Below are 19,535 nucleotides of genomic sequence, written 5' to 3' on the forward strand. Positions count from 1 at the left end.
TTATTTTCCTTCGATGGTCAGCGCTTCGTCAACGAGGGCTGCTTGTTGTGCTTTGTGTTGGGAGGCAAGGCCGGTCGCAGGCGAGGCCGAGGTGGCGCGACCGACATAGGTCGGACGGGTGTGGGTGGCGTCGATACGGCCCAGAACCCATTCGATATTGGGTTCGATGAAGGACCATGCCCCTTGGTTCTTGGGCTCTTCCTGACACCATACCATTTCCGCATTCTTGAAGCGTTCCAGCTCTTTCACAGCGGATTGCGCGGGGAACGGGTAGAACTGTTCGAAACGCAGCAGGTAGATGTCGTCGATGCCACGGGCGTCGCGTTCTTCCAGCAGGTCGTAATAGACCTTGCCGGAACACATGACGACGCGCTTGATCTTGTCGTCCGCCGCCAATGTGGTGTCCGAGTTGCCCTGTTCCGCATCGTCCCAGAGGACGCGGTGGAAGGAGGAGCCGGTGGTGAATTCCTCGGCCTTGCTGACGGCCAGCTTGTGGCGCAGCAGGGATTTCGGCGTCATCAGCATCAGCGGCTTGCGGTAGCTGCGGTGCAGCTGGCGGCGCAGCAGGTGGAAGTAGTTCGCGGGCGTGGTGCAGTTCGCCACGATCCAGTTGTCACCGCCGCACATGGTCAGGAAGCGTTCCAAACGCGCGGAGGAGTGTTCGGGCCCTTGCCCTTCATAGCCATGGGGCATCAAGCAGACGAGGCCGGACATGCGCAGCCATTTGCTTTCGCCAGAGGAAATGAACTGGTCGAACATGATCTGCGCGCCGTTGGCAAAGTCGCCGAACTGCGCTTCCCACAGGGTCAGCGCGTTGGGTTCCGCCAGCGAGTAGCCGTATTCAAAGCCCAGAACCGCGTATTCCGACAGCATGGAGTCGATGACTTCGTATTCTGCCTGACCTTCGCGGATGTGGTTCAGCGGGTAGTAGCGGTCTTCGTTTTCCTGATTGATCAGGGCCGAATGACGCTGCGAGAAGGTGCCGCGGGCGGAGTCCTGACCGGACAGACGGACCTTGTACCCTTCGGTCAAGAGCGAGCCAAAGGCCAGCGCCTCGGCTGTGGCCCAGTCGAAGCCTTCGCCGGATTTGAACATCTCGGCCTTGGCGTCCAGCAGGCGCGCCACGGTTTTATGCAGCGGAAAGCCGTCGGGTGCGGCGGTCAGCGCCTTGCCCACATCCGCCATGGTTTCGGCGGCGATGGCTGTCTTGCCACGCTGGTATTTCTTTTCCTTGGCCTTATCGAGGTGCGACCACTTGCCATCCAGCCAATCGGCCTTGTTGGGGCGGTATTCCTTGCCGGCCTCGAATTCGGTGTTCATCTTCTCTTGGAAGGCGGCTTTCATATCCTCGATCTCGCCCTCGGGGATCAGGCCGTCTTTCACCAGCCGCTCGGTATAGAGCGTCAGCGTGGTCTTTTGCTTTTTGATCTTCTTGTACATCACCGGGTTGGTGAACATCGGCTCGTCGCCTTCGTTGTGACCAAAGCGGCGGTAGCAGATCAGGTCGATGACCACGTCTTTCTTGAACTTCTGACGGAATTCGGTCGCCACGCGGGCCGCGTGCACGACCGCTTCGGGGTCGTCGCCGTTGACGTGGAAGATCGGAGCCTCGACGACCAGCGCGTTATCGGTCGGATAGGGGCTGGAGCGGCTGAAGTGCGGCGCTGTGGTGAAACCGATCTGGTTGTTCACCACGATATGCATGGTCCCGCCGGTACGGTGCCCGCGCAGGCCCGAGAGGGCGAAACATTCGGCCACGACACCCTGACCGGCGAAAGCCGCATCCCCGTGCAGCAGGATCGGCATCACGGAGGTGCGCTCCTTGTCGTTCAGCTGGTCCTGCTTGGCGCGGACCTTGCCCAGAACAACGGGGTTCACCGCTTCAAGGTGGGACGGGTTGGCGGTCAGCGACAGGTGGACGGTGTTGCCGTCGAATTCACGGTCAGAGGACGCGCCGAGGTGGTATTTCACATCGCCGGAGCCGTCGACATCATCGGGTTTAAAGCTGCCGCCCTGAAACTCGTTGAAGATCGCGCGGTAGGGTTTCTGCATGACGTTTGCCAGCACCGACAGACGGCCACGGTGCGGCATGCCGATCACGATGTCCTGAATGCCCAGTTGACCGCCGCGCTTGATGATCTGTTCCATCGCGGGGATCAGGCTTTCGCCCCCATCAAGGCCGAACCGCTTGGTGCCCATGTATTTGACGTGCAGGAATTTCTCGAAGCCTTCGGCCTCTACCAGCTTGTTCAGGATGGCTTTGCGGCCATTGCGGGTGAACTGGATTTCCTTGCCGTAGCCCTCGATCCGCTCTTTCAGCCACGCGGCCTGTTCGGGATCAGAGATGTGCATGTATTGCAGCGCGAAGGTGCCGCAGTAGGTGCTTTTGACGATATCGACGATCTGTTTCATCGTCGCGATCTCAAGGCCAAGCACATTGTCGATAAAGATCGGGCGATCCATGTCCTTGGGCCCGAAGCCATAGGCGGCCGGGTCCAGTTCAGGGTGGGTGTCGCTGTCGCGCATGCCAAGCGGGTCAAGATCGGCGGCAAGGTGGCCACGGATACGGTAGGCGCGGATCAGCATCAACGCGCGGATACTGTCGAGCACGGCACGTTGTACCTGCGCGTCAGACAGTTCGATCCCCTTGGAGGAGGCTTTTTCGGTAATCTTCTGACCGGCGGCTTTCGCTTCGGTCGGGACGGGCCATTGGCCGGTCAATGCCGAGGTCAGATCGTCCTGCGGGACGGGGGGCCAATCGCTGCGCGCCCAGGACGGGCCTGCGGCCTCTGCCTGAACATCGGCGTGGTCATCGTCCATTGCTTCGAAGAACGCCTGCCATGCGCCATCAACCGCATTGGGATCGCTGGCATAGCGGGCATACATTGCCTCTAGGTATTCGCCGTTCTGCCCCTCGAGAAAGGAGGTATCGTGGAACTGGTCGTTTTTGGGTTGGTCTGTCATGGCGATACCTCTGATGAGAGCGCGACGTTTAAGTAAGAGCGGCGGGGCCTGAAAAGTCAGGCCCCACCATCTGGCGTTAGCCTTTGTTGATGGCTTCTTGAACAGCTTCACCCAGCGTTGCGGGGCTATCCGCAACAACGATGCCTGCTTCTTTCATAGCTGCGATCTTGGATTCCGCGTCACCTTTGCCGCCTGCGACGATCGCACCGGCGTGGCCCATACGACGGCCGGGAGGGGCTGTGCGGCCCGCGATGAAACCGGCTGTGGGCTTCCAACGGCCTTTTTTCTTCTCGTCGGCCAGGAATTGTGCCGCTTCTTCTTCGGCAGAACCGCCGATTTCACCAATCATGATGATCGACTGTGTTTCTGGATCGGCCAGGAACATCTCGAGGATATCGATATGCTCGGACCCTTTGATGGGGTCGCCGCCGATACCAACCGCAGAGGATTGGCCGAGGCCAAGATCGGATGTCTGTTTCACAGCTTCGTACGTAAGCGTACCCGAGCGCGAGACAACCCCGCAGGTGCCGCGCTTGTGGATGTGGCCGGGCATGATGCCGATTTTGCAGGCGTCAGGCGTGATCACGCCGGGGCAGTTTGGCCCGATCAAGCGGGATTTGGACCCTTCGAGCGCGCGCTTGACGCGCATCATGTCCAGAACCGGGATGCCTTCGGTGATGCAGATGATCAGCTCCATCTCTGCGTCGATCGCCTCGAGGATGGAATCCGCGGCGAAGGGGGGCGGCACGTAGATGACCGTGGCGTTGGCTTCGGTGACGTGACGGGCTTCGTGGACAGAGTTGAACACGGGCAGGTCAAGATGCGTCTGGCCGCCTTTGCCGGGGGTCACACCGCCGACCATTTTGGTGCCATAGGCGATGGCCTGTTCGGTGTGGAACGTGCCCTGCGAGCCGGTGAGGCCCTGGCAGATCACTTTGGTGTTTTCGTTTACGAGTACGGCCATGTTATGTGCTTTCTTCTCAAGTTCAATTCAGGTGGCGCCGGTCTCAGGGCGCGGTGGAAGGTGCCGCCGCCGCAAGGCGCGGCAGTCGGTATGTCAGATAGATTGCAACAGCGAACATCAGCGGGATGCCCAGTTCGCCGACTTCCTCGATGACGTAGGCCAGATCGATCTGATCCTGGCCTAGCGTGATGCCAAAGGGTTCCAGCTTGCGCGCCAGCCCGTCGGTCAGCTTGTAGACGACGATGAACAGCAGCCCGATCAACACAGCAAGCTGCGGTGCCGCGCCTTTGGCGACCCCACGGATGAAGCCCCATGTCTCGCGGCGCAACAGGATCAAACCGGTTGTGATGATCGCCAGCAGGATGACGCCGGCAACGCCCTTTTCCATCAGGCTGACGCCATCGCTGGAAAATTGCCGCGCTTTCAGCAGTCCTTCGGTGAACGGCTTTTTATCAAGGTCCAGTTCGCGGGCTGCGAACAGGGCCATGAACACCGCAAAGTACCACCGACGCGCCGCCGAAGCCGCGGGCCACAGCACGAACATCAGCAAGATGCATAGGCCATAGCCAACGACCGACAGTGTCTCGAACGGGCCGCCTTCGGCCAGCAGGGAATCCTGCATCGGCATGGGCAGCTGTGCGACGACAGCCATCATTGCGAAGACCAGAACGGTCATCCCAAATACGATGGCCTTGCCACCGGTGACGGTGTTTTGCGCGGACGCAGTCATTGGCTTGCCTCGTTCAGCGGGATCAGGCGTTCGACGCGGGCAAAGGTTTCAACCCCCTGCGCCCCGTCGCGTACCCCCGATTGTACCACAGCCATGCGGTTGGGGTTCAGCATGACGGCGGCGCGATAGGTGGCCCCCGTCGTGATGGGGAACCCCGCGGGGACATCTACCAGATCGGTCAGGTTTTCCTGTGCCAATCCGGTGGCGATCCCCTGTTGCGCAACCTGGGGTGCCGCACCGTCAAAGGACACTTCGCAGCGGCGGTCTGTGCCCGCTGTTGCTGCCGCGCCCGTCACCGGAGACTGCGGCGCCGAGGTAAAGGGACGCAGATCATAGAAATCAACTCGTGCCCCGGTGCTGCCAAGCTGTGCCTGCGCTGTCCGTGCGGTCAGACGCGGGCTGAAACAATGGTCTGCAAAGGCCTGGGCGATGTCGGCTGCGCGCGTTGTCTGTGCCATAGCGTTACTGGCCGCCCCGAAAGGGACAGCCAGCGCGGCAATGGAAAAACAAAAGGCGAGACGATGCATCATCCAAGCTTTCCAGCCAGTTTTAGCCTTTGACCGCTTTCACGATCTTTTGCGCGCCATCTTTCAGGTCGTCCGCAGCGATCACGTCCAGGCCGGAGTTGTTGATGATGGCTTTGCCTTCCTCAACGTTTGTGCCTTCCAGACGGACAACCAGCGGAACCTGCAGGCCGACTTCCTTCACGGCTGCGACCACGCCTTCGGCGATGACGTCACAGCGCATGATGCCGCCGAAGATATTGACCAGAATACCTTTGACCTGCGGGTCGGAGGTGATGATCTTGAACGCTTCGGTCACTTTCTCTTTGGTGGCACCACCACCAACATCAAGGAAGTTCGCAGGCTCGGCACCGTAAAGCTTGATGATGTCCATTGTGGCCATCGCCAGACCGGCACCGTTCACCATGCAGCCGATTTCACCGTCCAGAGCGATGTAGTTCAGGTCGTACTTGGACGCCTCGAGCTCTTTGGGGTCTTCTTCGGTGGTGTCGCGCAGATCGGCAATATCGCCGTGGCGGTACATCGCGTTGCCGTCAAAGCTGACTTTGGCGTCCAGCACTTTGAGGTCGCCGCTGTCGGTGACGATCAGCGGGTTGATTTCCAGCATTTCCATGTCTTTTTCGACGAAGGCTTTGAACAGCTGGCCCATCAGGGTCACACATTGTTTGACCTGCTTGCCTTCCAGCCCCAGGGCGAAAGCAACGCGGCGGCCGTGGTAGGGCTGGAAGCCCGCGGCGGGGTCAACAGAGAAGCTGATGATTTTCTCGGGGGTGGACTTGGCCACTTCTTCGATGTCCATGCCGCCCTCGGTGGAGCAGACGAACCCGATGCGCGAGGTCTGGCGATCCACCAGCAGCGCGAGGTACAATTCGGTTTCGATGCCCGAACCGTCTTCGATGTAGATCCGGTTGACCTGTTTGCCCGCGGGGCCGGTCTGATGCGTGACCAGGGTGCGGCCCAGCATTTTCTTGGCTTCTTCGGCGGCTTCTTCAACCGATTTGGTCAGGCGTACACCGCCTTTGTCGCCAGCGTCGGCTTCTTTGAAAGACCCTTTGCCGCGGCCACCTGCGTGGATCTGTGCCTTGACGACCCAAAGAGGTCCGTCCATCTCGCCTGCGGCTGTTTTCGCTTCTTCAGCTTTCAGCACGACCCGGCCGTCGGATACTGGCGCGCCGTAGCTACGCAAAAGGGCTTTTGCCTGATATTCGTGGATGTTCATAAAAAACGGTCCCGTCTTTGTTCCAGTCTAATCGCGGTATACGATTGAGTCTTGATACTCGGTAAACAGTTTTTCTGAGAAATACAGGGTTTTCCAGATAAAAGCGACATTTGTGATCACACGAATTTCGCGTGTGATCACAAAATAGCGCTAACGGTGGAAAATCTGCGGAATGTTGCCGACGCAGCGGCTGTCGCGCTCGGAAACCCCACGTTTTAAGGGTCGAACGCGACATATTCTTGTTTGTTTTGCGACCGGTCGGCCGTCGTCAAGGGGGCGTCTTACTTGGGAATCAGTGCCCAGTAATCGAGGTCGAGCAGGACATCGGGCAGGTATTTGCCGTCTTCACCCTTCAGCTTGAACGGCTCTCCGCCTTTGGTGGCAACCAAGCGCAAGCGCAATGCGCCGACGCCGGGTTTGTCGGTATCGGCTTTGTCCAAAACCTCGGTCCAGGCGCGGATTGTGTCGCCGGACAGGCAGGGGTTCGCATGGGCCCCGCCGTTCAGCCCCACGATCATCTGCGCATTGGCCAGTCCGTTGAACGACAGCGCCCGCGCCATAGAGATCACGTGCCCGCCATAGATCAGCCGCGACCCGTCGGGGCGGGCGGAGGTGTCAAAGTGCACCTTTGCCGTGTTCTGCCACAGGCGGGTGGCCATCATATGCTCTGCCTCTTCGACGGTGACGCCATCCACGTGGTCGATCATCTCGCCCACGGTATAATCGCCCCAGCGATGCGCCTCGCCCGCGAGGGTAAAGTCGTAATTGCTGAAGTCGAGCGTTTCGGGAATCGACAGATCGTCAACCGTCAGCGCCTTGGGAAGATCGGGCACGACCGTTTCGGGGGCGGGGGCATCGACATCGCGTTTGCGCACCATCACCCAGCGGACATACTCCAGAACTTTCGTGTCGTTCTGGTTGAAGCCGGTGGTGCGTACATAGACGACCCCGGTTTTCCCGTTCGAGTTCTGTTTGAGGCCGATCACCTCGGATTCAGATCGCAGCGTGTCACCTGGCCAGACCGGAGCCAGCCAGCGCCCCTGTGCATAGCCAAGATTGGCGACCGCGTTCAGCGATACATCCGGCACGGTTTTCCCGAACACGATGTGAAAGCTGATCATATCGTCCAACGGGCTGGCAGGCAGGCCGCAGCTTTGGGCAAACTGGTCAGAGGAATAAAGCGCATGACGTGCGGGATACAGCGCGTGGTACAGCGCGCGTTCACCATCCTTGACCGTGCGGGGCACCGCATGATGCAACGTCTCGCCTATTTTATAGTCCTCGAAGAAACGGCCCTTGTTGGTCTTTGCCTCTGCCATCAATGCGCCCCCAGTTTGGTGTCGGGCGCATAGGTGCCTTCGACTTCCTTGGTCACGGCCTGACCGCAACGCATGACATTCGCCTTGGCATCCCATGTCTGCGTGGGCGTGCCGTAAAGCTCCCACCCTTTATTCAGCGCGTCGGTGACCTTGTGGCAAAAGGCGGAAGTGTCCTCTTCGGACAGGAAACGATAGAGTTTCATGGGGGTTCTTTCAGTAACTCAGGAAAAGGGAGAGACGCCAAGCAGGGTATGGATCGCGGTCACAACGACCAGCATCACCAGCGTGATCACCGCAAGGCGGATATAGGTGGCCTTGCCCGCGGGGGTAGGGGGTGTCCAGTTGGTTTCCGCGCGGTTGATCAGGATCACGGAACCGACCGCCCAAGCCAGCATAGTGCCAAACAGCAGGATAGAGGCGAGATCCCCGTTCACCAGTAAATGCGCGACCGCCCAGATTTTAACGGCCATCAGCTGCGGGTGGCGGGTTTTATAGGCGGGCCAGGCCTTTGCCCCTTTGGCCGCACTGGACCCGTAGACCCAGAATGCCAGCACCATCAGCAAGTTGTTCAGATGCGTCAGGAAGGGCGGGGGCGTCCAGACGGGGATAAACTCGGCCCCGCGGTATCCGATAATGATCATGACCAGCGCCGCCACGATGGCAACGGCGATGATGCCTTTGCCCCGTCGGCCCATAGCTGCGCGCTGGTCCGGCATGAAGCGACGGAAATAATGGGCACCGACCCATAAGATCAGACCAAGGATCAAAAGTGCCATCATCAGGTTTACTCCGTTTGCAGGGCCGCGATCGCGTCCAGCTTTGCCAATGTTTCGCGTGCGGTGGCGACATGCAGGTTTTCAACGATGCGCCCGTCCACAACGGCCACACCCTGACCTGTCGCCTGCATTTCGTCAAACGCCTCGATCTGGCGGCGGGCCAGGTCGGCTTCGGCCTCGGAGGGGGAGAATGCCTCGTTCGCGACGTCCAGCTGCGCGGGGTGGATCAAGGTCTTGCCGTCAAAGCCCATGTCGCGGCCCTGATCACATTCAACGCGGTGGCCTTCGTCATCCTTGAACGCATTGTAAACGCCATCGACAATCGCGATGCCGTTGGCCTTGGCTGCCAGTACGCAGAGGCCAAGCCCGGTCATCAGGGGCAGGCGGTCGGCGCGCACGCGGGTTTGCAGGTCTTTGTTCAGGTCGTTGGTGCCCATCACCATACATTGCAGCTTGGGATGCGCGCCAATCGCGGCGGCATTCAGCATCGCACCCGGCGTTTCCATCATCGCCCAAAGCGGGATGTCGCCGGTGATTTCGGCCAGTTCGTCCAGATCGGCGGGGTTGCCGACTTTGGGCAGCAAAATGGCGTCGCAGTCCATCTTCGCCGCGGCGCGGGCATCGTCGGCACCCCATTCGGTGTCCAGCCCGTTGATGCGGATCACCTTATACCGGCTGCCATAGCCGCCGTCTCTCAGCGCCGTGGCGAGTGTTTCACGTGCAGCGGTTTTCTCTTCCGGAATCACAGCGTCTTCGAGGTCAAAGATAATCGCATCGGCCGGCAGCCCGCGAGCTTTGTCTAACGCGCGGTCCTTGGAGCCGGGGATATACAGAACGGAACGCAGGGGGCGGGTGATTTTCGACATTTGCGACTCTCCAAGAAATAATGTTGCGTGCAGGTCTGCATTTTTAGACGAAAACTTCAAGCGTAAACGCGCCGCAGCGCAGCGTCAGATAATTTGCGGCTTTAACGCGGCCTTCAGGTTTTGCTGTCAGAAGGAAAGGCGTCTTGGTGCGTGTGTAAGTGTAAGAGGTGTAGAATGGTAAAACTGTTTAACCTGATCGGGCTGGCAACTGCCGCGGCGGCGGTGGTGGCGCTGACGCAGGATGTCGCGGCGGGACCGCGAACCGCAGGTTGTGACGGATGCCACAAGATTTCCGCAAAAATTTCGCACCCACCGCAGGATCAACAAACTAAGGAGGCGGGCCCCATTTGATATGTCATAGATTATAAAGGCGGCGAAAAAAGATGCGGATCGCCGGAACGCAATCGCCACATCATCGTTGATATCACAACCGAGTGATTATCACCCGGAACTTCTAAAGGAGTATCAACAATGAAACGTATTCTTGGCACAACCGCAATCATCCTGAGCTTGACTGGTCCCGCATTTGCAGATGCACATGCAGCTGGTTTTGGTACCGTGACAGCGCAAGAAACTGACTTCTTCGCGTCCGACCTGATCGGCATGCGTATCTACAATTCCGAGACAGAAGTTGAAGCAAACTCCACCATCGCCGCTGACGGCGAAAAGGAATGGGACGACATCGGCGAAATCAACGACGTCCTGCTGGATTCCGAAGGCAACGTTAAGGCCGTTATCCTCGGCATTGGCGGTTTCCTCGGCATGGGTGAGCGTGACGTAAGCGTCAACATGGACGAGATTCGCATCGTGACCGAAGAAGGTGACAGCGACGACCGTTTCCTCGTGGTGAACACAAGCAAAGAGATGCTTGAAAAAGCCCCAGCGTTCGAACGTATGGACGACGAAGCTGACATGGAAACCGAAGCAAACATGGACGCCAACGCCGACATGAACGCTGACACAGAAATGGCAGCGACCGACATGAACGCCGAAACTGAGGTCGACACAGAGACCGAAATGGAAGCGGATGCCGAAGCACTGGCAAACGAAGCTGAAATGGAAGCCGAAGAAGCAGCCGCTGAAACAGAGCAGGCCGTTGATGAAGCGACCACCGAAATGGCCGAAGGGGCAAACGAACTTGAGCAAGACATGGAACGCCCCATGCTTACAGCCCCAGCGGTTGAGCGTGAAGGCTATGCCAACGCCACAGCTGATGAAGTTGCCGCGCTGACAGCAGAAGACCTTGAAGGGTCCTATGTTTACGGTGCCAACGACGAGACCGTCGGTGAAATCGGTGCCCTTGTTATGGGTGACAACGGCGAAGTTGGCCAAGTTGTGATCAACGTCGGTGGTTTCCTGGGCATTGGCGAAAAGCCAGTAGCCGTTACATGGGACGAGCTGCAAATCATGAAGAACGCTGAAGGCGACGACTTCCGCATCTACATCGACAGCAGCGAAGAAGCGCTGGAAGCACAGCCCGAATACCAAGGCTAAGCGCCACGCCCAGTCAAATTCGGCAATAGCTTGCTGAAAAGCTGACCAAGACGGGATCGTTTCGAAAGGAACGGTCCCGTTTTTTATGGCTCTGCGCGATGTGACGTGATGCCGGACCAAGCGCAACTTGCACGGTGCGCTTCATTTCGGTATCCCGAAGCGAAATGTAACCCTGTCGGAGTATACCACATGGCCAGACCCAAGATCGCGCTTATCGGCGCAGGGCAAATCGGGGGCACGCTTGCCCATCTCGCAGCAATCAAGGAACTGGGCGACGTTGTCCTGTTCGACATCGCCGAAGGTATCCCGCAGGGTAAGGCCCTCGATATCGCAGAATCGGGCCCATCCGCCAAATTCGACGCGACCATGACCGGCGCGAACGACTACTCTGAAATCGCTGGCGCAGACGTATGCATCGTGACTGCCGGTGTTGCGCGTAAGCCCGGTATGAGCCGTGATGACCTGCTGGGAATCAACCTGAAGGTCATGAAATCGGTTGGCGAAGGCATTGCTGCCCACGCACCAGACGCATTCGTTATCTGCATCACCAACCCGCTGGACGCGATGGTTTGGGCGCTGCGCGAATTCTCCGGTCTGCCTCACCACAAGGTCTGCGGCATGGCCGGTGTGCTTGATTCGGCACGCTTCCGTCACTTCCTCGCGACTGAATTCAACGTCTCCATGAAAGACGTCACGGCCTTCGTACTGGGCGGCCACGGCGATACAATGGTGCCCCTGACGCGCTATTCCACCGTTGCGGGTATCCCACTGCCTGATCTGGTGAAAATGGGCTGGACCACACAGGATAAGCTGGACGCGATCGTTCAGCGGACCCGTGATGGCGGTGCCGAAATCGTTGGTCTGCTGAAAACCGGTTCGGCGTTCTACGCGCCTGCGACATCGGCAATCGAAATGGCCGAAGCCTATCTGAAAGACCAAAAACGCGTTCTGCCATGCGCCGCCTATGTTGACGGTGCCTATGGTCTGGACGGCTTCTACGTCGGCGTGCCCACCGTGATCGGTGCTGGTGGCGTCGAACGTGTGGTCGAGATTGCGATGAACAAGGACGAACAGTCCATGTTCGACAACTCTGTGAACGCCGTTAAAGGCTTGGTCGATGCGTGCAAAGGCATCGATGAATTGCTGAAGTAATACCCTAAGGTGCAGCGGGCGGACGTGATCGAGATCACGGTAAACCCCGCCCGCTGCACCTGCACTTGCTATTGGACGATCCCGCGGGATGAAGCCAAAGCCGCTTGCTCCCCCCGCTCAGATCAGTTTCCGCAGGTAGCTAAATCTGCCGCGTTGCAAGTTGAAGACATGCGCATCATGCGGCATGCAAACGAACACTTGGGGCTGAGTTTCGCCCAAACGGCTGCCGAAAAGCCCGATGAATTTGGTTGGCTTTAGCGCTTGTGATCACAGCTGGAAAATTAGTGATCACAAATTGCAGAAATGTCCGGCGCTAACCGAAGGGTTTGGGCAACTGCGCCAATAAACCGCTTCAAATTCACGCCTCTGGACGTGACAGTCCCAAAAATACCGTTATCTATGACCGCAACCTGACGAGAAAAGGAATCCATCATGGCAGATGTGAACCGGGGCAACCGCCCGCTGTCACCCCACCTGACGATCTATCGCCCGCAACTGACCTCCATGACGTCGATCCTGACGCGCATCACCGGCAACGCGATGCTGGTCGCCGCGCTGCTGATCGTCTGGTGGTTCCTGGCGGCAGCAACGTCGGCGGAATATTTCGATATCGCGAACGGTTTCATCACCAGCTGGTTCGGTGATCTGGTCATGTTCCTGTCGCTGCTGGGGCTGTGGTATCACACGCTGGCCGGTATCCGGCACCTGATCTGGGACAACGGCTATGCGCTGGATATCCCGACGGCTGAAAAGCTGGGCTGGGCCGCGCTGATCGGTTCAGTCGTATTGACCATCATCACTGCGCTGATCATCTGAGGGATAGACACATGGCTTATTTGACAGACCGCAAACGCGCTATGGGCATGGGCTCGGCCAAATCGGGCACCGCACATTTCTGGGCGATGAAAGTCAGCTCTGTTGCGCTGCTGATCCTGATCCCGCTTTTCGTCTTTACCTTCGGGTCCGCCCTTGGGGGCACCTACGAAGAGATCATCGCCTACTACAGCAGGCCTTTCCCCGCGATCGTCGCCGCCCTGACGCTGATCGTTGGCTTCAAACATTTTAACGACGGTGTCCAAGTGCTGATCGAGGATTACGTCCACGGGCTGTCGCAGAAAGTTGCGATCATCCTGATGACCTGCCTCAGCTATGGTGCGGCCGCGGTTGGCGTTTTCGCCATCGCCCGCATCGCGCTTTAACACACGCCTACGCTATACCGGAGACCGAGACATGGCTGCATATGAATATGAAACGCATGAATATGATGTCGTTGTCGTGGGGGCTGGCGGCGCTGGCCTGCGTGCGACACTTGGCATGGCAGAGCAAGGGCTGAAAACAGCCTGCGTGACCAAAGTTTTCCCGACCCGTTCGCACACGGTTGCGGCGCAGGGCGGTATCGCGGCGTCGCTGTCCAACATGGGCCCCGATAACTGGCAGTGGCATATGTATGACACGGTCAAGGGCTCTGACTGGCTGGGTGACACCGATGCGATGGAATACCTTGCCCGTGAAGCCCCCAAGGCGGTGTACGAGCTTGAACACTACGGTGTGCCTTTCTCGCGGACCGAAGCGGGCAAAATCTACCAGCGTCCCTTCGGCGGCCACACCACCGAATTTGGCGAAGGGCCCCCCGTTCAGCGGACCTGTGCCGCCGCCGACCGGACCGGCCACGCGATCCTGCACACGCTTTACGGTCAGTCGCTGAAGCATAACGCGGAATTCTACATCGAGTATTTCGCCATTGATCTGATCATGTCGGATGATGGTGTGTGTCAGGGTGTGCTGTGCTGGAAGCTGGACGACGGCACCATGCACCTGTTCAGCGCCAAGATGGTTGTTCTGGCGACAGGTGGCTATGGCCGTGCCTATTTCTCGGCGACATCGGCGCATACCTGCACCGGCGACGGCGGCGGTATGGCGGCGCGCGCGGGCCTGCCTTTGCAGGATATGGAATTCGTGCAATTCCACCCCACCGGCATCTATGGCGCGGGCTGTCTGATCACCGAAGGCGCGCGTGGCGAAGGCGGGTATCTGACCAACTCCGAAGGCGAACGCTTTATGGAGCGGTATGCCCCCACCTACAAAGACCTTGCCAGCCGTGACGTTGTTTCGCGCTGTATGACGATGGAAATCCGCGAAGGCCGCGGCGTGGGCGAGAACAAAGACCACATCCACCTGCACCTGAACCACCTGCCCAAGGAAACGCTTGATCTGCGTCTGCCCGGTATCTCTGAATCCGCGCGCATCTTTGCCGGTGTAGACCTGACCAAGGAGCCGATCCCGGTTCTGCCGACCGTACACTACAACATGGGCGGCATCCCCACCAACTATTGGGGCGAAGTGCTGGCACCGACCGAAGACGCGCCGGACCGCGTGGCACCGGGCCTGATGGCCGTGGGCGAAGCGGGCTGTGCCTCGGTACACGGGGCGAACCGCTTGGGCTCGAACTCTCTCATTGACCTTGTGGTCTTTGGACGTGCCGCCGCGATCCGCGCGAAAGAGGTCGTCGACGCAGAGGCCCCTGTGCCGACGCCGAACCAGAAATCGGTCGATGCCGCCTTTGAACGCTTCGACAGCCTGCGCTATGCCAAGGGCCAAATCCCGACCGCCGAGCTGCGCCTTGAGATGCAGAAAACCATGCAGGCCGATGCTGCGGTTTTCCGTACCGACAAGACGCTGAACGAAGGCAAGGTCAAGATGGATGAAGTCGCCGGCAAGATCGCTGATCTGCACGTGACCGACACATCGCTGGTCTGGAACTCTGACCTGATGGAAACGCTTGAGCTGACCAACCTGATGCCGAACGCGGTGGCCACCATCACCGCCGCTGCTGCCCGCAAGGAAAGCCGCGGGGCGCATGCCCACGAAGATTATCCTGATCGCGACGACGAGAACTGGCGCAAGCACAGCCTCGCGTATTTCGATGGGAACGCGGCAACGCTCAGCTACCGTGGTGTGCACCTTGACCCGCTGACCGAGGAATCCGAAGGCGGGATCGACATGAAAAAGATCGCACCCAAAGCACGGGTGTATTGATCTGAAACCCTGCCTCCGCTTTTGGGGGCAGGGGACCAAACCGGGGGCCATGCCCTCGTCCTGCAGGCGGAGGGCAGGCGACATGAAACAGTTTATCGCTATGACCATGATTTTGGCCGCGTCCGCTTGTGCGCAAGCAACGCAGCAGGTCGACAGCATCGCCCGCGAAGGCACCAAGGGGGTCATCACCGAAACCCTTGCCACGCGCTTTCCGCAGGTGCCCAAGCAGCTGATCACGCCCTTCACCGATTGTATCGTCGACAATGCCGATGCGGCTCAGGTGCGCGTTTTCGCCAAATCCGCCGTGATCGGCGTGGATGACACCACCGTCGCCACCGTGCGCGCGGTACTGTCACGCCCCGAAACCGTGCAATGCTTGTCGCGTTCCGCTGGCAGCGTCCCGGGGTTGCTGGGCTAATGGGTCACCCGAACGTCACGCCGGATACGCAGGGCAAGGATGCAGGCCATATGGCCGATCTGCGCGCGCAATTCCGTGACGGGGACACCAGCGAACGCACCCGCATCAAGGCGCAGCTTGGCCCCACAGAGGTGGAGTTCGCTGACATCCGCATGGTGGTGGACCCGCGCGATAACTACACCGAAACCTGCCTTTGGCTGAACGAATACCCGCCCGAGATCAAATCGCTCGTGGCTTTGGTCGAACTGGTGGAAGACCGCAACATGCTGATCTTTGACATCGGTGCCAACTGCGGGGCCTATTCGATCCCGCTGGCGATGGCCGCGGGCGACGGGTCGCGCGTTGTGGCATTCGAACCCAACCCGCTGATGATTGGCCGGCTTGGCATGAACATCGCGCTGAACAATCTGACCGACCGTGTCCGTATCGAAGGCTGCGCGCTGTCCGACCGCGAGGGCGAGGCGATGCTGAACTTCCGCGGGCACAATTACGGTCAGGCATCGCTGCTCCCGATCGAGGGCAAGCAACAAAACGGCGGCGTGCTGGTGCCCACACGGCCCCTGTCCGCCTTTACACACGCCGCACGGCACCATGACGGCACGATCCTCAAGATCGATGTCGAAGGGGCCGAGGAGGTCGTGCTGAACCCCATCCTCGCGCAGGGCAAAACCGGCGGCTGGCTGCCGGATGCGATCTTGATAGAGGTCCGCCATGCGGATCAGTGGGACGGCGACCTTTGTGCCGAGATACTGGCCGCCGGGTACCGCCGAACCCTGCGCGCCGAGGGAAATGCGCTTTACATCCGAAAGACGTAAGCGCCAGAATTGAAACGAACTGGGCAACTGCCCGACAGACCAGGAGAAGCGATATGGTTCAACTCACGCTCCCCAAGAACTCCCGGATGACGACCGGAAAAACATGGCCCAAACCCGAAGGTGCCAAGAACCTGCGGCAGTTTCAGGTCTATCGCTGGAATCCGGATGACGGCAAGAACCCGGCCATCGACACGTATTTCGTCGATATGGACACCTGCGGCCCGATGATTCTGGACGCGCTGATCAAGATCAAGAACGAGATCGACCCGACCCTGACCTTCCGCCGGTCCTGCCGCGAAGGCATCTGCGGATCCTGCGCGATGAACATCGACGGGATCAACACGCTGGCCTGTACCTATGGCGTGGACGAGGTGAAAGGCGCGGTGAAGATCTACCCGTTGCCACATATGCCCGTGGTCAAGGATCTGATCCCCGACCTCACGCATTTCTACGCGCAGCACGCCTCCATCCAGCCGTGGCTTGAAACCAAAACGGCAGAGCCCGCGAAAGAATGGAAACAGTCGATCGACGATCGTGCCAAGCTTGACGGGCTTTATGAGTGCATCATGTGCGCCTGCTGCTCGACATCCTGCCCCAGCTACTGGTGGAACGGCGACCGCTACCTCGGGCCAGCCGCATTGCTGCATGCCTACCGCTGGATCATCGACAGCCGCGATGAAGCCACAGGCGAACGTCTGGACGATCTGGAAGACCCGTTCAAACTGTACCGCTGCCACACCATCATGAACTGCGCCAAGACCTGCCCCAAGGGCCTGAACCCTGCCGCAGCCATCGCCAATATCAAAAAGATGATGGTCGAACGCACCGTTTGATCCATCACAACAAAACGCGCCTCCCGCTGCCCTATGGCGCGGGGGGCGTGACATGTGCCCCATATGATCCTGATTGCCTTTGCCATCGCTTTTGCGATCGTCGCCTATGTTGCCTACCGTGATAAGTCGGTGCGTGGATGCCGCTGGCGTAAGGACAGTACCCGCGACAAAGGCAGCCTGCAGTTCTACCATTGTGTCGCCTGCGGAGCAGAGGCCTATACCGCCACCCAATCGGCCCCCCGCGACTGCAAGGCCAACGTCGGCGGCCGGCCTCTCTGACGCCGTGCGCGATGGCCTCAGGATCGGACCCGACAGTCAGGAGTTTCCGCTATGACACCGCCCCATGATGCCGACGCCCGCCGCGCTGTTGCGCCCGTGATCTGCTATCCCGTCGAAACGCTGCCCGTGCCTGACATGGCGCTTTACGGACGCGCGCGCGAAGCGCTGACCAAAGTGGACGAGGTCACCGTCGCCCCTCGTGACGCAAGCTGCTTTACCGTGCCTGCGGGGCATTTCTTTCGGATTACCTCGGTCGAGGGGCCACAGGTCGGTGATCTGAACCTTTGGGCGCAAGACGATCTGTCCGAACGGTTCTACTCCGGCAAAACCCGCGCGCTGCATGGCACGCATATCACCACTGGACAGCGCATGTGGAGCAGTTTTCCCACGCTGCGCCCTATGGCGACGCTGACCCATGATACGCTCGACTGGTACGGCATGGATGCCTTCGGCGGCTCGGTGCATGATGTGATCGGCACGCGCTGCGACCCCTATACCAACCAACTGTTGTCGGGCGGGCAATACCACCATTGCTGCCACTCCAACCTGATCCGGGCCTTGGCGGATCATCAGGGCATCTCCTATGCCGAGGCAGAGCCTTTCGTGCATGACGTGCTGAACGTCTTTATGTGCACCGGCTTTACCCGCGACACCGGCCAGTATTTCATGAAGGCCAGCCCCGTGCGCCCCGGCGACTACCTTGAGTTTTTCGCCGAGATCGATCTGCTCGGCGCGCTCAGCGCCTGTCCGGGGGGGGATTGCTCCGCCAAACATTCCTCGGACGTCGCCGCCTGCTATCCGCTGCTGGTAGAGGTGTTCGCCCCCGCCAAAGGCGCGCTTGAGGGGTGGCAAAGCCCGTCCCCCAATGGCTACGACCGCAGCCACGGGGGCTAAGGGATCGGGATAGCGCCTGGCCGTGCTTCCAAATGGATATAAATCCCCCGCGGAGCGTCCGACGGGGGATCATCGCGCATCAGCCGTTGGGGAAAGCCGCCTGTAGCGCGATTTCTACCATATCGCCAAAGGATTTCTCACGCTCTTCCGCGGGCAGCGCTTCGCCGGTTTGCAGGTGGTCGCTGACCGTCAGCACCGCCAGTGCACGGCGTTTGTGACGCGCGGCGAGGGTATAAAGCTCTGCCGCTTCCATCTCGACGCCCAGAATACCGTGGCGGGTCATCTGCTCGTCCAGATCGGGGCGTTCGGCATAAAAGACATCCGAAGAATAGATCCCGCCGACATGGGTTTTCGTGCCTTTCGCCTCTGCCGCGTCCACGGCAGCACGCAGCAGGGACCAATCGGCGCAGGGGGCGTAATTCATCTCGCGGAAGATACCGGAAGAAGGCGAGGTAATTGTCGTGGCGGTCATGGCAATAATGACATCGCGAATACCAACCTGCGGCTGCATCCCGCCACAAGATCCAATCCGAATAAGGGTTTGCGCGTTGTATTCGGAAATCAATTCATTGGCATAAATCGACAGCGAGGGCATCCCCATGCCAGAGCCTTGAATAGTGACGCGGTTGCCATTCCATGTGCCGGTAAAACCCAGCATGCCGCGCACTTCATTTACAAGCTTTGCATCTTTAAGGAATGTTTCAGCAGCCCATTTCGCGCGATACGGGTCGCCGGGCATAAGGACTGTTTCGGCAATATCGCCGGGTTTTGCGCCAATATGGATTGTCATAGGATGCTCTTTATATTTCCAAAGCCAAGAGGATGCGTCAAGGGGACGCAATAACCGCGCGCTGTGCGCATGTCAGTCCGGTTTACAGTTCCAACGTTTCGGGATCGGTGCCGCTGGCGATCAGGTCGCGGAACCAGTTGGGCTGGCGGCCCTTGCCGGTCCATGTCTGGCTGGGGTCTTCGGGGTTGGCGTATTTCGCGGCAGCTTTCGCGGCTTTGCCCTTTTTCGCACCGCCGGATACTTCATCCAGCGAGAACCCGTATTCGGCGGCTGCTTTTTCAGCGGCCTTGCGGGCTTCTACGCGGTCGCGTTCATATGCGTTTTTAATCGCCATCTTCACGTCTTCCAAATGCTGTTCCAGCTGTTTGTGGGACATTGTGCTTAGATCAATACTCATTCTCGCTCATTCCTTTGTCGAAAAGCCAATTAATGCTTTACGCCAAAAGAATGAACAAACAAAGA

The 19,535-nt window shown here is 59.3% G+C and carries 23 protein-coding genes; 12 read left to right on the forward strand and 11 right to left on the reverse strand.

Annotated elements, in window-relative coordinates:
• From SJY36_RS02385 to SJY36_RS02425, 9 genes are all read right to left on the reverse strand, one after another.
• Nucleotides 1-2,964, reverse strand: a complete 2,964-nt coding sequence (locus tag SJY36_RS02385; protein WP_037943252.1) for a 2-oxoglutarate dehydrogenase E1 component — start codon at nucleotides 2,962-2,964, stop codon at nucleotides 1-3.
• 76 nt (nucleotides 2,965-3,040) lie between these two features.
• Complete coding sequence (sucD, locus tag SJY36_RS02390; RefSeq protein WP_009826038.1) at nucleotides 3,041-3,928, reverse strand: succinate--CoA ligase subunit alpha; 888 nt, start codon at nucleotides 3,926-3,928, stop codon at nucleotides 3,041-3,043.
• 43 nt (nucleotides 3,929-3,971) lie between these two features.
• Nucleotides 3,972-4,658, reverse strand: coding sequence for a hypothetical protein (locus SJY36_RS02395; protein ID WP_132997163.1), 687 nt, complete (start codon nucleotides 4,656-4,658; stop codon nucleotides 3,972-3,974).
• Nucleotides 4,655-5,188, reverse strand: coding sequence for a succinyl-CoA synthetase subunit beta (locus SJY36_RS02400; protein WP_386172771.1), 534 nt, complete (start codon nucleotides 5,186-5,188; stop codon nucleotides 4,655-4,657). The genes SJY36_RS02395 and SJY36_RS02400 overlap by 4 nt, the downstream gene beginning before the upstream one ends.
• 19 nt (nucleotides 5,189-5,207) lie before the next feature.
• Complete coding sequence (sucC, locus tag SJY36_RS02405; protein ID WP_386172773.1) at nucleotides 5,208-6,401, reverse strand: ADP-forming succinate--CoA ligase subunit beta; 1,194 nt, start codon at nucleotides 6,399-6,401, stop codon at nucleotides 5,208-5,210.
• A gap of 281 nt (nucleotides 6,402-6,682) precedes the next feature.
• Nucleotides 6,683-7,720 (reverse strand): MaoC family dehydratase, encoded by a 1,038-nt coding sequence (locus tag SJY36_RS02410; RefSeq protein ID WP_386172775.1) that lies wholly within the window; start codon nucleotides 7,718-7,720, stop codon nucleotides 6,683-6,685.
• Nucleotides 7,720-7,923: a DUF1737 domain-containing protein gene (locus tag SJY36_RS02415; protein WP_386172777.1), complete on the reverse strand. Its 204-nt coding sequence runs from the start codon at nucleotides 7,921-7,923 to the stop codon at nucleotides 7,720-7,722. The genes SJY36_RS02410 and SJY36_RS02415 overlap by 1 nt, the downstream gene beginning before the upstream one ends.
• A gap of 18 nt (nucleotides 7,924-7,941) precedes the next feature.
• Nucleotides 7,942-8,499 (reverse strand): NnrU family protein, encoded by a 558-nt coding sequence (locus SJY36_RS02420; RefSeq protein WP_386172779.1) that lies wholly within the window; start codon nucleotides 8,497-8,499, stop codon nucleotides 7,942-7,944.
• Nucleotides 8,500-8,504: 5 nt separating this feature from the next.
• Nucleotides 8,505-9,362, reverse strand: coding sequence for an HpcH/HpaI aldolase/citrate lyase family protein (locus SJY36_RS02425; RefSeq protein WP_386172781.1), 858 nt, complete (start codon nucleotides 9,360-9,362; stop codon nucleotides 8,505-8,507).
• Between the two features lie 174 nt (nucleotides 9,363-9,536).
• Between SJY36_RS02425 and SJY36_RS02430 the strand changes: the two genes are divergently transcribed.
• The 12 genes from SJY36_RS02430 (at nucleotide 9,537) to SJY36_RS02485 (ending at nucleotide 18,283) form a co-directional block, all read left to right on the forward strand.
• Nucleotides 9,537-9,713 (forward strand): hypothetical protein, encoded by a 177-nt coding sequence (locus tag SJY36_RS02430; protein ID WP_386172783.1) that lies wholly within the window; start codon nucleotides 9,537-9,539, stop codon nucleotides 9,711-9,713.
• Nucleotides 9,714-9,833: 120 nt separating this feature from the next.
• A complete protein-coding gene (locus SJY36_RS02435) occupies nucleotides 9,834-10,856 on the forward strand; it encodes a PRC-barrel domain-containing protein (protein WP_386172785.1) in 1,023 nt (340 codons plus the stop codon).
• Nucleotides 10,857-11,045: 189 nt separating this feature from the next.
• Nucleotides 11,046-12,008, forward strand: coding sequence for a malate dehydrogenase (mdh, locus tag SJY36_RS02440; RefSeq protein WP_386172787.1), 963 nt, complete (start codon nucleotides 11,046-11,048; stop codon nucleotides 12,006-12,008).
• A 24-nt stretch (nucleotides 12,009-12,032) separates the two neighbouring features.
• Nucleotides 12,033-12,266 (forward strand): hypothetical protein, encoded by a 234-nt coding sequence (locus SJY36_RS02445; RefSeq protein WP_386172789.1) that lies wholly within the window; start codon nucleotides 12,033-12,035, stop codon nucleotides 12,264-12,266.
• Nucleotides 12,267-12,440: 174 nt separating this feature from the next.
• Entirely contained in the window at nucleotides 12,441-12,824 is a 384-nt protein-coding gene (gene sdhC / locus SJY36_RS02450) for a succinate dehydrogenase, cytochrome b556 subunit (protein WP_005851524.1), read from the forward strand.
• Nucleotides 12,825-12,835: 11 nt separating this feature from the next.
• Nucleotides 12,836-13,207, forward strand: coding sequence for a succinate dehydrogenase, hydrophobic membrane anchor protein (sdhD, locus tag SJY36_RS02455; RefSeq protein WP_037964988.1), 372 nt, complete (start codon nucleotides 12,836-12,838; stop codon nucleotides 13,205-13,207).
• A gap of 31 nt (nucleotides 13,208-13,238) precedes the next feature.
• Complete coding sequence (gene sdhA / locus SJY36_RS02460) at nucleotides 13,239-15,044, forward strand: succinate dehydrogenase flavoprotein subunit (RefSeq protein ID WP_005851527.1); 1,806 nt, start codon at nucleotides 13,239-13,241, stop codon at nucleotides 15,042-15,044.
• A 100-nt stretch (nucleotides 15,045-15,144) separates the two neighbouring features.
• Nucleotides 15,145-15,462: a hypothetical protein gene (locus SJY36_RS02465; RefSeq protein ID WP_235208538.1), complete on the forward strand. Its 318-nt coding sequence runs from the start codon at nucleotides 15,145-15,147 to the stop codon at nucleotides 15,460-15,462.
• Entirely contained in the window at nucleotides 15,462-16,277 is an 816-nt protein-coding gene (locus SJY36_RS02470) for an FkbM family methyltransferase (RefSeq protein WP_386172791.1), read from the forward strand. Before SJY36_RS02465 ends, SJY36_RS02470 begins: the two co-directional genes overlap by 1 nt.
• A gap of 53 nt (nucleotides 16,278-16,330) precedes the next feature.
• Nucleotides 16,331-17,110: a succinate dehydrogenase iron-sulfur subunit gene (locus SJY36_RS02475; RefSeq protein WP_005851531.1), complete on the forward strand. Its 780-nt coding sequence runs from the start codon at nucleotides 16,331-16,333 to the stop codon at nucleotides 17,108-17,110.
• Nucleotides 17,111-17,173: 63 nt separating this feature from the next.
• Nucleotides 17,174-17,389, forward strand: a complete 216-nt coding sequence (locus SJY36_RS02480; RefSeq protein ID WP_386176421.1) for a hypothetical protein — start codon at nucleotides 17,174-17,176, stop codon at nucleotides 17,387-17,389.
• A gap of 51 nt (nucleotides 17,390-17,440) precedes the next feature.
• Nucleotides 17,441-18,283, forward strand: coding sequence for an urea carboxylase-associated family protein (locus SJY36_RS02485; protein WP_386172793.1), 843 nt, complete (start codon nucleotides 17,441-17,443; stop codon nucleotides 18,281-18,283).
• 79 nt (nucleotides 18,284-18,362) lie between these two features.
• Here SJY36_RS02485 and deoD read toward each other — a convergent pair whose 3' ends face one another.
• A complete protein-coding gene (gene deoD, locus SJY36_RS02490; protein WP_386172795.1) occupies nucleotides 18,363-19,073 on the reverse strand; it encodes a purine-nucleoside phosphorylase in 711 nt (236 codons plus the stop codon).
• A gap of 82 nt (nucleotides 19,074-19,155) precedes the next feature.
• Nucleotides 19,156-19,470 (reverse strand): H-NS family nucleoid-associated regulatory protein, encoded by a 315-nt coding sequence (locus SJY36_RS02495; protein WP_005851537.1) that lies wholly within the window; start codon nucleotides 19,468-19,470, stop codon nucleotides 19,156-19,158.
• Nucleotides 19,471-19,535: the final 65 nt, after the last annotated feature.

It is taken from the genome of Sulfitobacter sp. R86518 (assembly GCF_042466275.1).
Taxonomy (GTDB): Bacteria; Pseudomonadota; Alphaproteobacteria; order Rhodobacterales; family Rhodobacteraceae; genus Sulfitobacter; species Sulfitobacter pontiacus.

Coding starts and splice junctions, on each gene's coding strand:
- SJY36_RS02385 (WP_037943252.1), bottom strand. CDS start 2,964: ATGACAGACCAACCCAAAAACGACCAGTTCCACGATACCTCCTTTCTC.
- sucD (WP_009826038.1), bottom strand. CDS start 3,928: ATGGCCGTACTCGTAAACGAAAACACCAAAGTGATCTGCCAGGGCCTC.
- SJY36_RS02395 (WP_132997163.1), bottom strand. CDS start 4,658: ATGACTGCGTCCGCGCAAAACACCGTCACCGGTGGCAAGGCCATCGTA.
- SJY36_RS02400 (WP_386172771.1), bottom strand. CDS start 5,188: ATGATGCATCGTCTCGCCTTTTGTTTTTCCATTGCCGCGCTGGCTGTC.
- sucC (WP_386172773.1), bottom strand. CDS start 6,401: ATGAACATCCACGAATATCAGGCAAAAGCCCTTTTGCGTAGCTACGGC.
- SJY36_RS02410 (WP_386172775.1), bottom strand. CDS start 7,720: ATGGCAGAGGCAAAGACCAACAAGGGCCGTTTCTTCGAGGACTATAAA.
- SJY36_RS02415 (WP_386172777.1), bottom strand. CDS start 7,923: ATGAAACTCTATCGTTTCCTGTCCGAAGAGGACACTTCCGCCTTTTGC.
- SJY36_RS02420 (WP_386172779.1), bottom strand. CDS start 8,499: ATGATGGCACTTTTGATCCTTGGTCTGATCTTATGGGTCGGTGCCCAT.
- SJY36_RS02425 (WP_386172781.1), bottom strand. CDS start 9,362: ATGTCGAAAATCACCCGCCCCCTGCGTTCCGTTCTGTATATCCCCGGC.
- SJY36_RS02430 (WP_386172783.1), top strand. CDS start 9,537: ATGGTAAAACTGTTTAACCTGATCGGGCTGGCAACTGCCGCGGCGGCG.
- SJY36_RS02435 (WP_386172785.1), top strand. CDS start 9,834: ATGAAACGTATTCTTGGCACAACCGCAATCATCCTGAGCTTGACTGGT.
- mdh (WP_386172787.1), top strand. CDS start 11,046: ATGGCCAGACCCAAGATCGCGCTTATCGGCGCAGGGCAAATCGGGGGC.
- sdhC (WP_005851524.1), top strand. CDS start 12,441: ATGGCAGATGTGAACCGGGGCAACCGCCCGCTGTCACCCCACCTGACG.
- sdhD (WP_037964988.1), top strand. CDS start 12,836: ATGGCTTATTTGACAGACCGCAAACGCGCTATGGGCATGGGCTCGGCC.
- sdhA (WP_005851527.1), top strand. CDS start 13,239: ATGGCTGCATATGAATATGAAACGCATGAATATGATGTCGTTGTCGTG.
- SJY36_RS02465 (WP_235208538.1), top strand. CDS start 15,145: ATGACCATGATTTTGGCCGCGTCCGCTTGTGCGCAAGCAACGCAGCAG.
- SJY36_RS02470 (WP_386172791.1), top strand. CDS start 15,462: ATGGGTCACCCGAACGTCACGCCGGATACGCAGGGCAAGGATGCAGGC.
- SJY36_RS02475 (WP_005851531.1), top strand. CDS start 16,331: ATGGTTCAACTCACGCTCCCCAAGAACTCCCGGATGACGACCGGAAAA.
- SJY36_RS02480 (WP_386176421.1), top strand. CDS start 17,174: ATGATCCTGATTGCCTTTGCCATCGCTTTTGCGATCGTCGCCTATGTT.
- SJY36_RS02485 (WP_386172793.1), top strand. CDS start 17,441: ATGACACCGCCCCATGATGCCGACGCCCGCCGCGCTGTTGCGCCCGTG.
- deoD (WP_386172795.1), bottom strand. CDS start 19,073: ATGACAATCCATATTGGCGCAAAACCCGGCGATATTGCCGAAACAGTC.
- SJY36_RS02495 (WP_005851537.1), bottom strand. CDS start 19,470: ATGAGTATTGATCTAAGCACAATGTCCCACAAACAGCTGGAACAGCAT.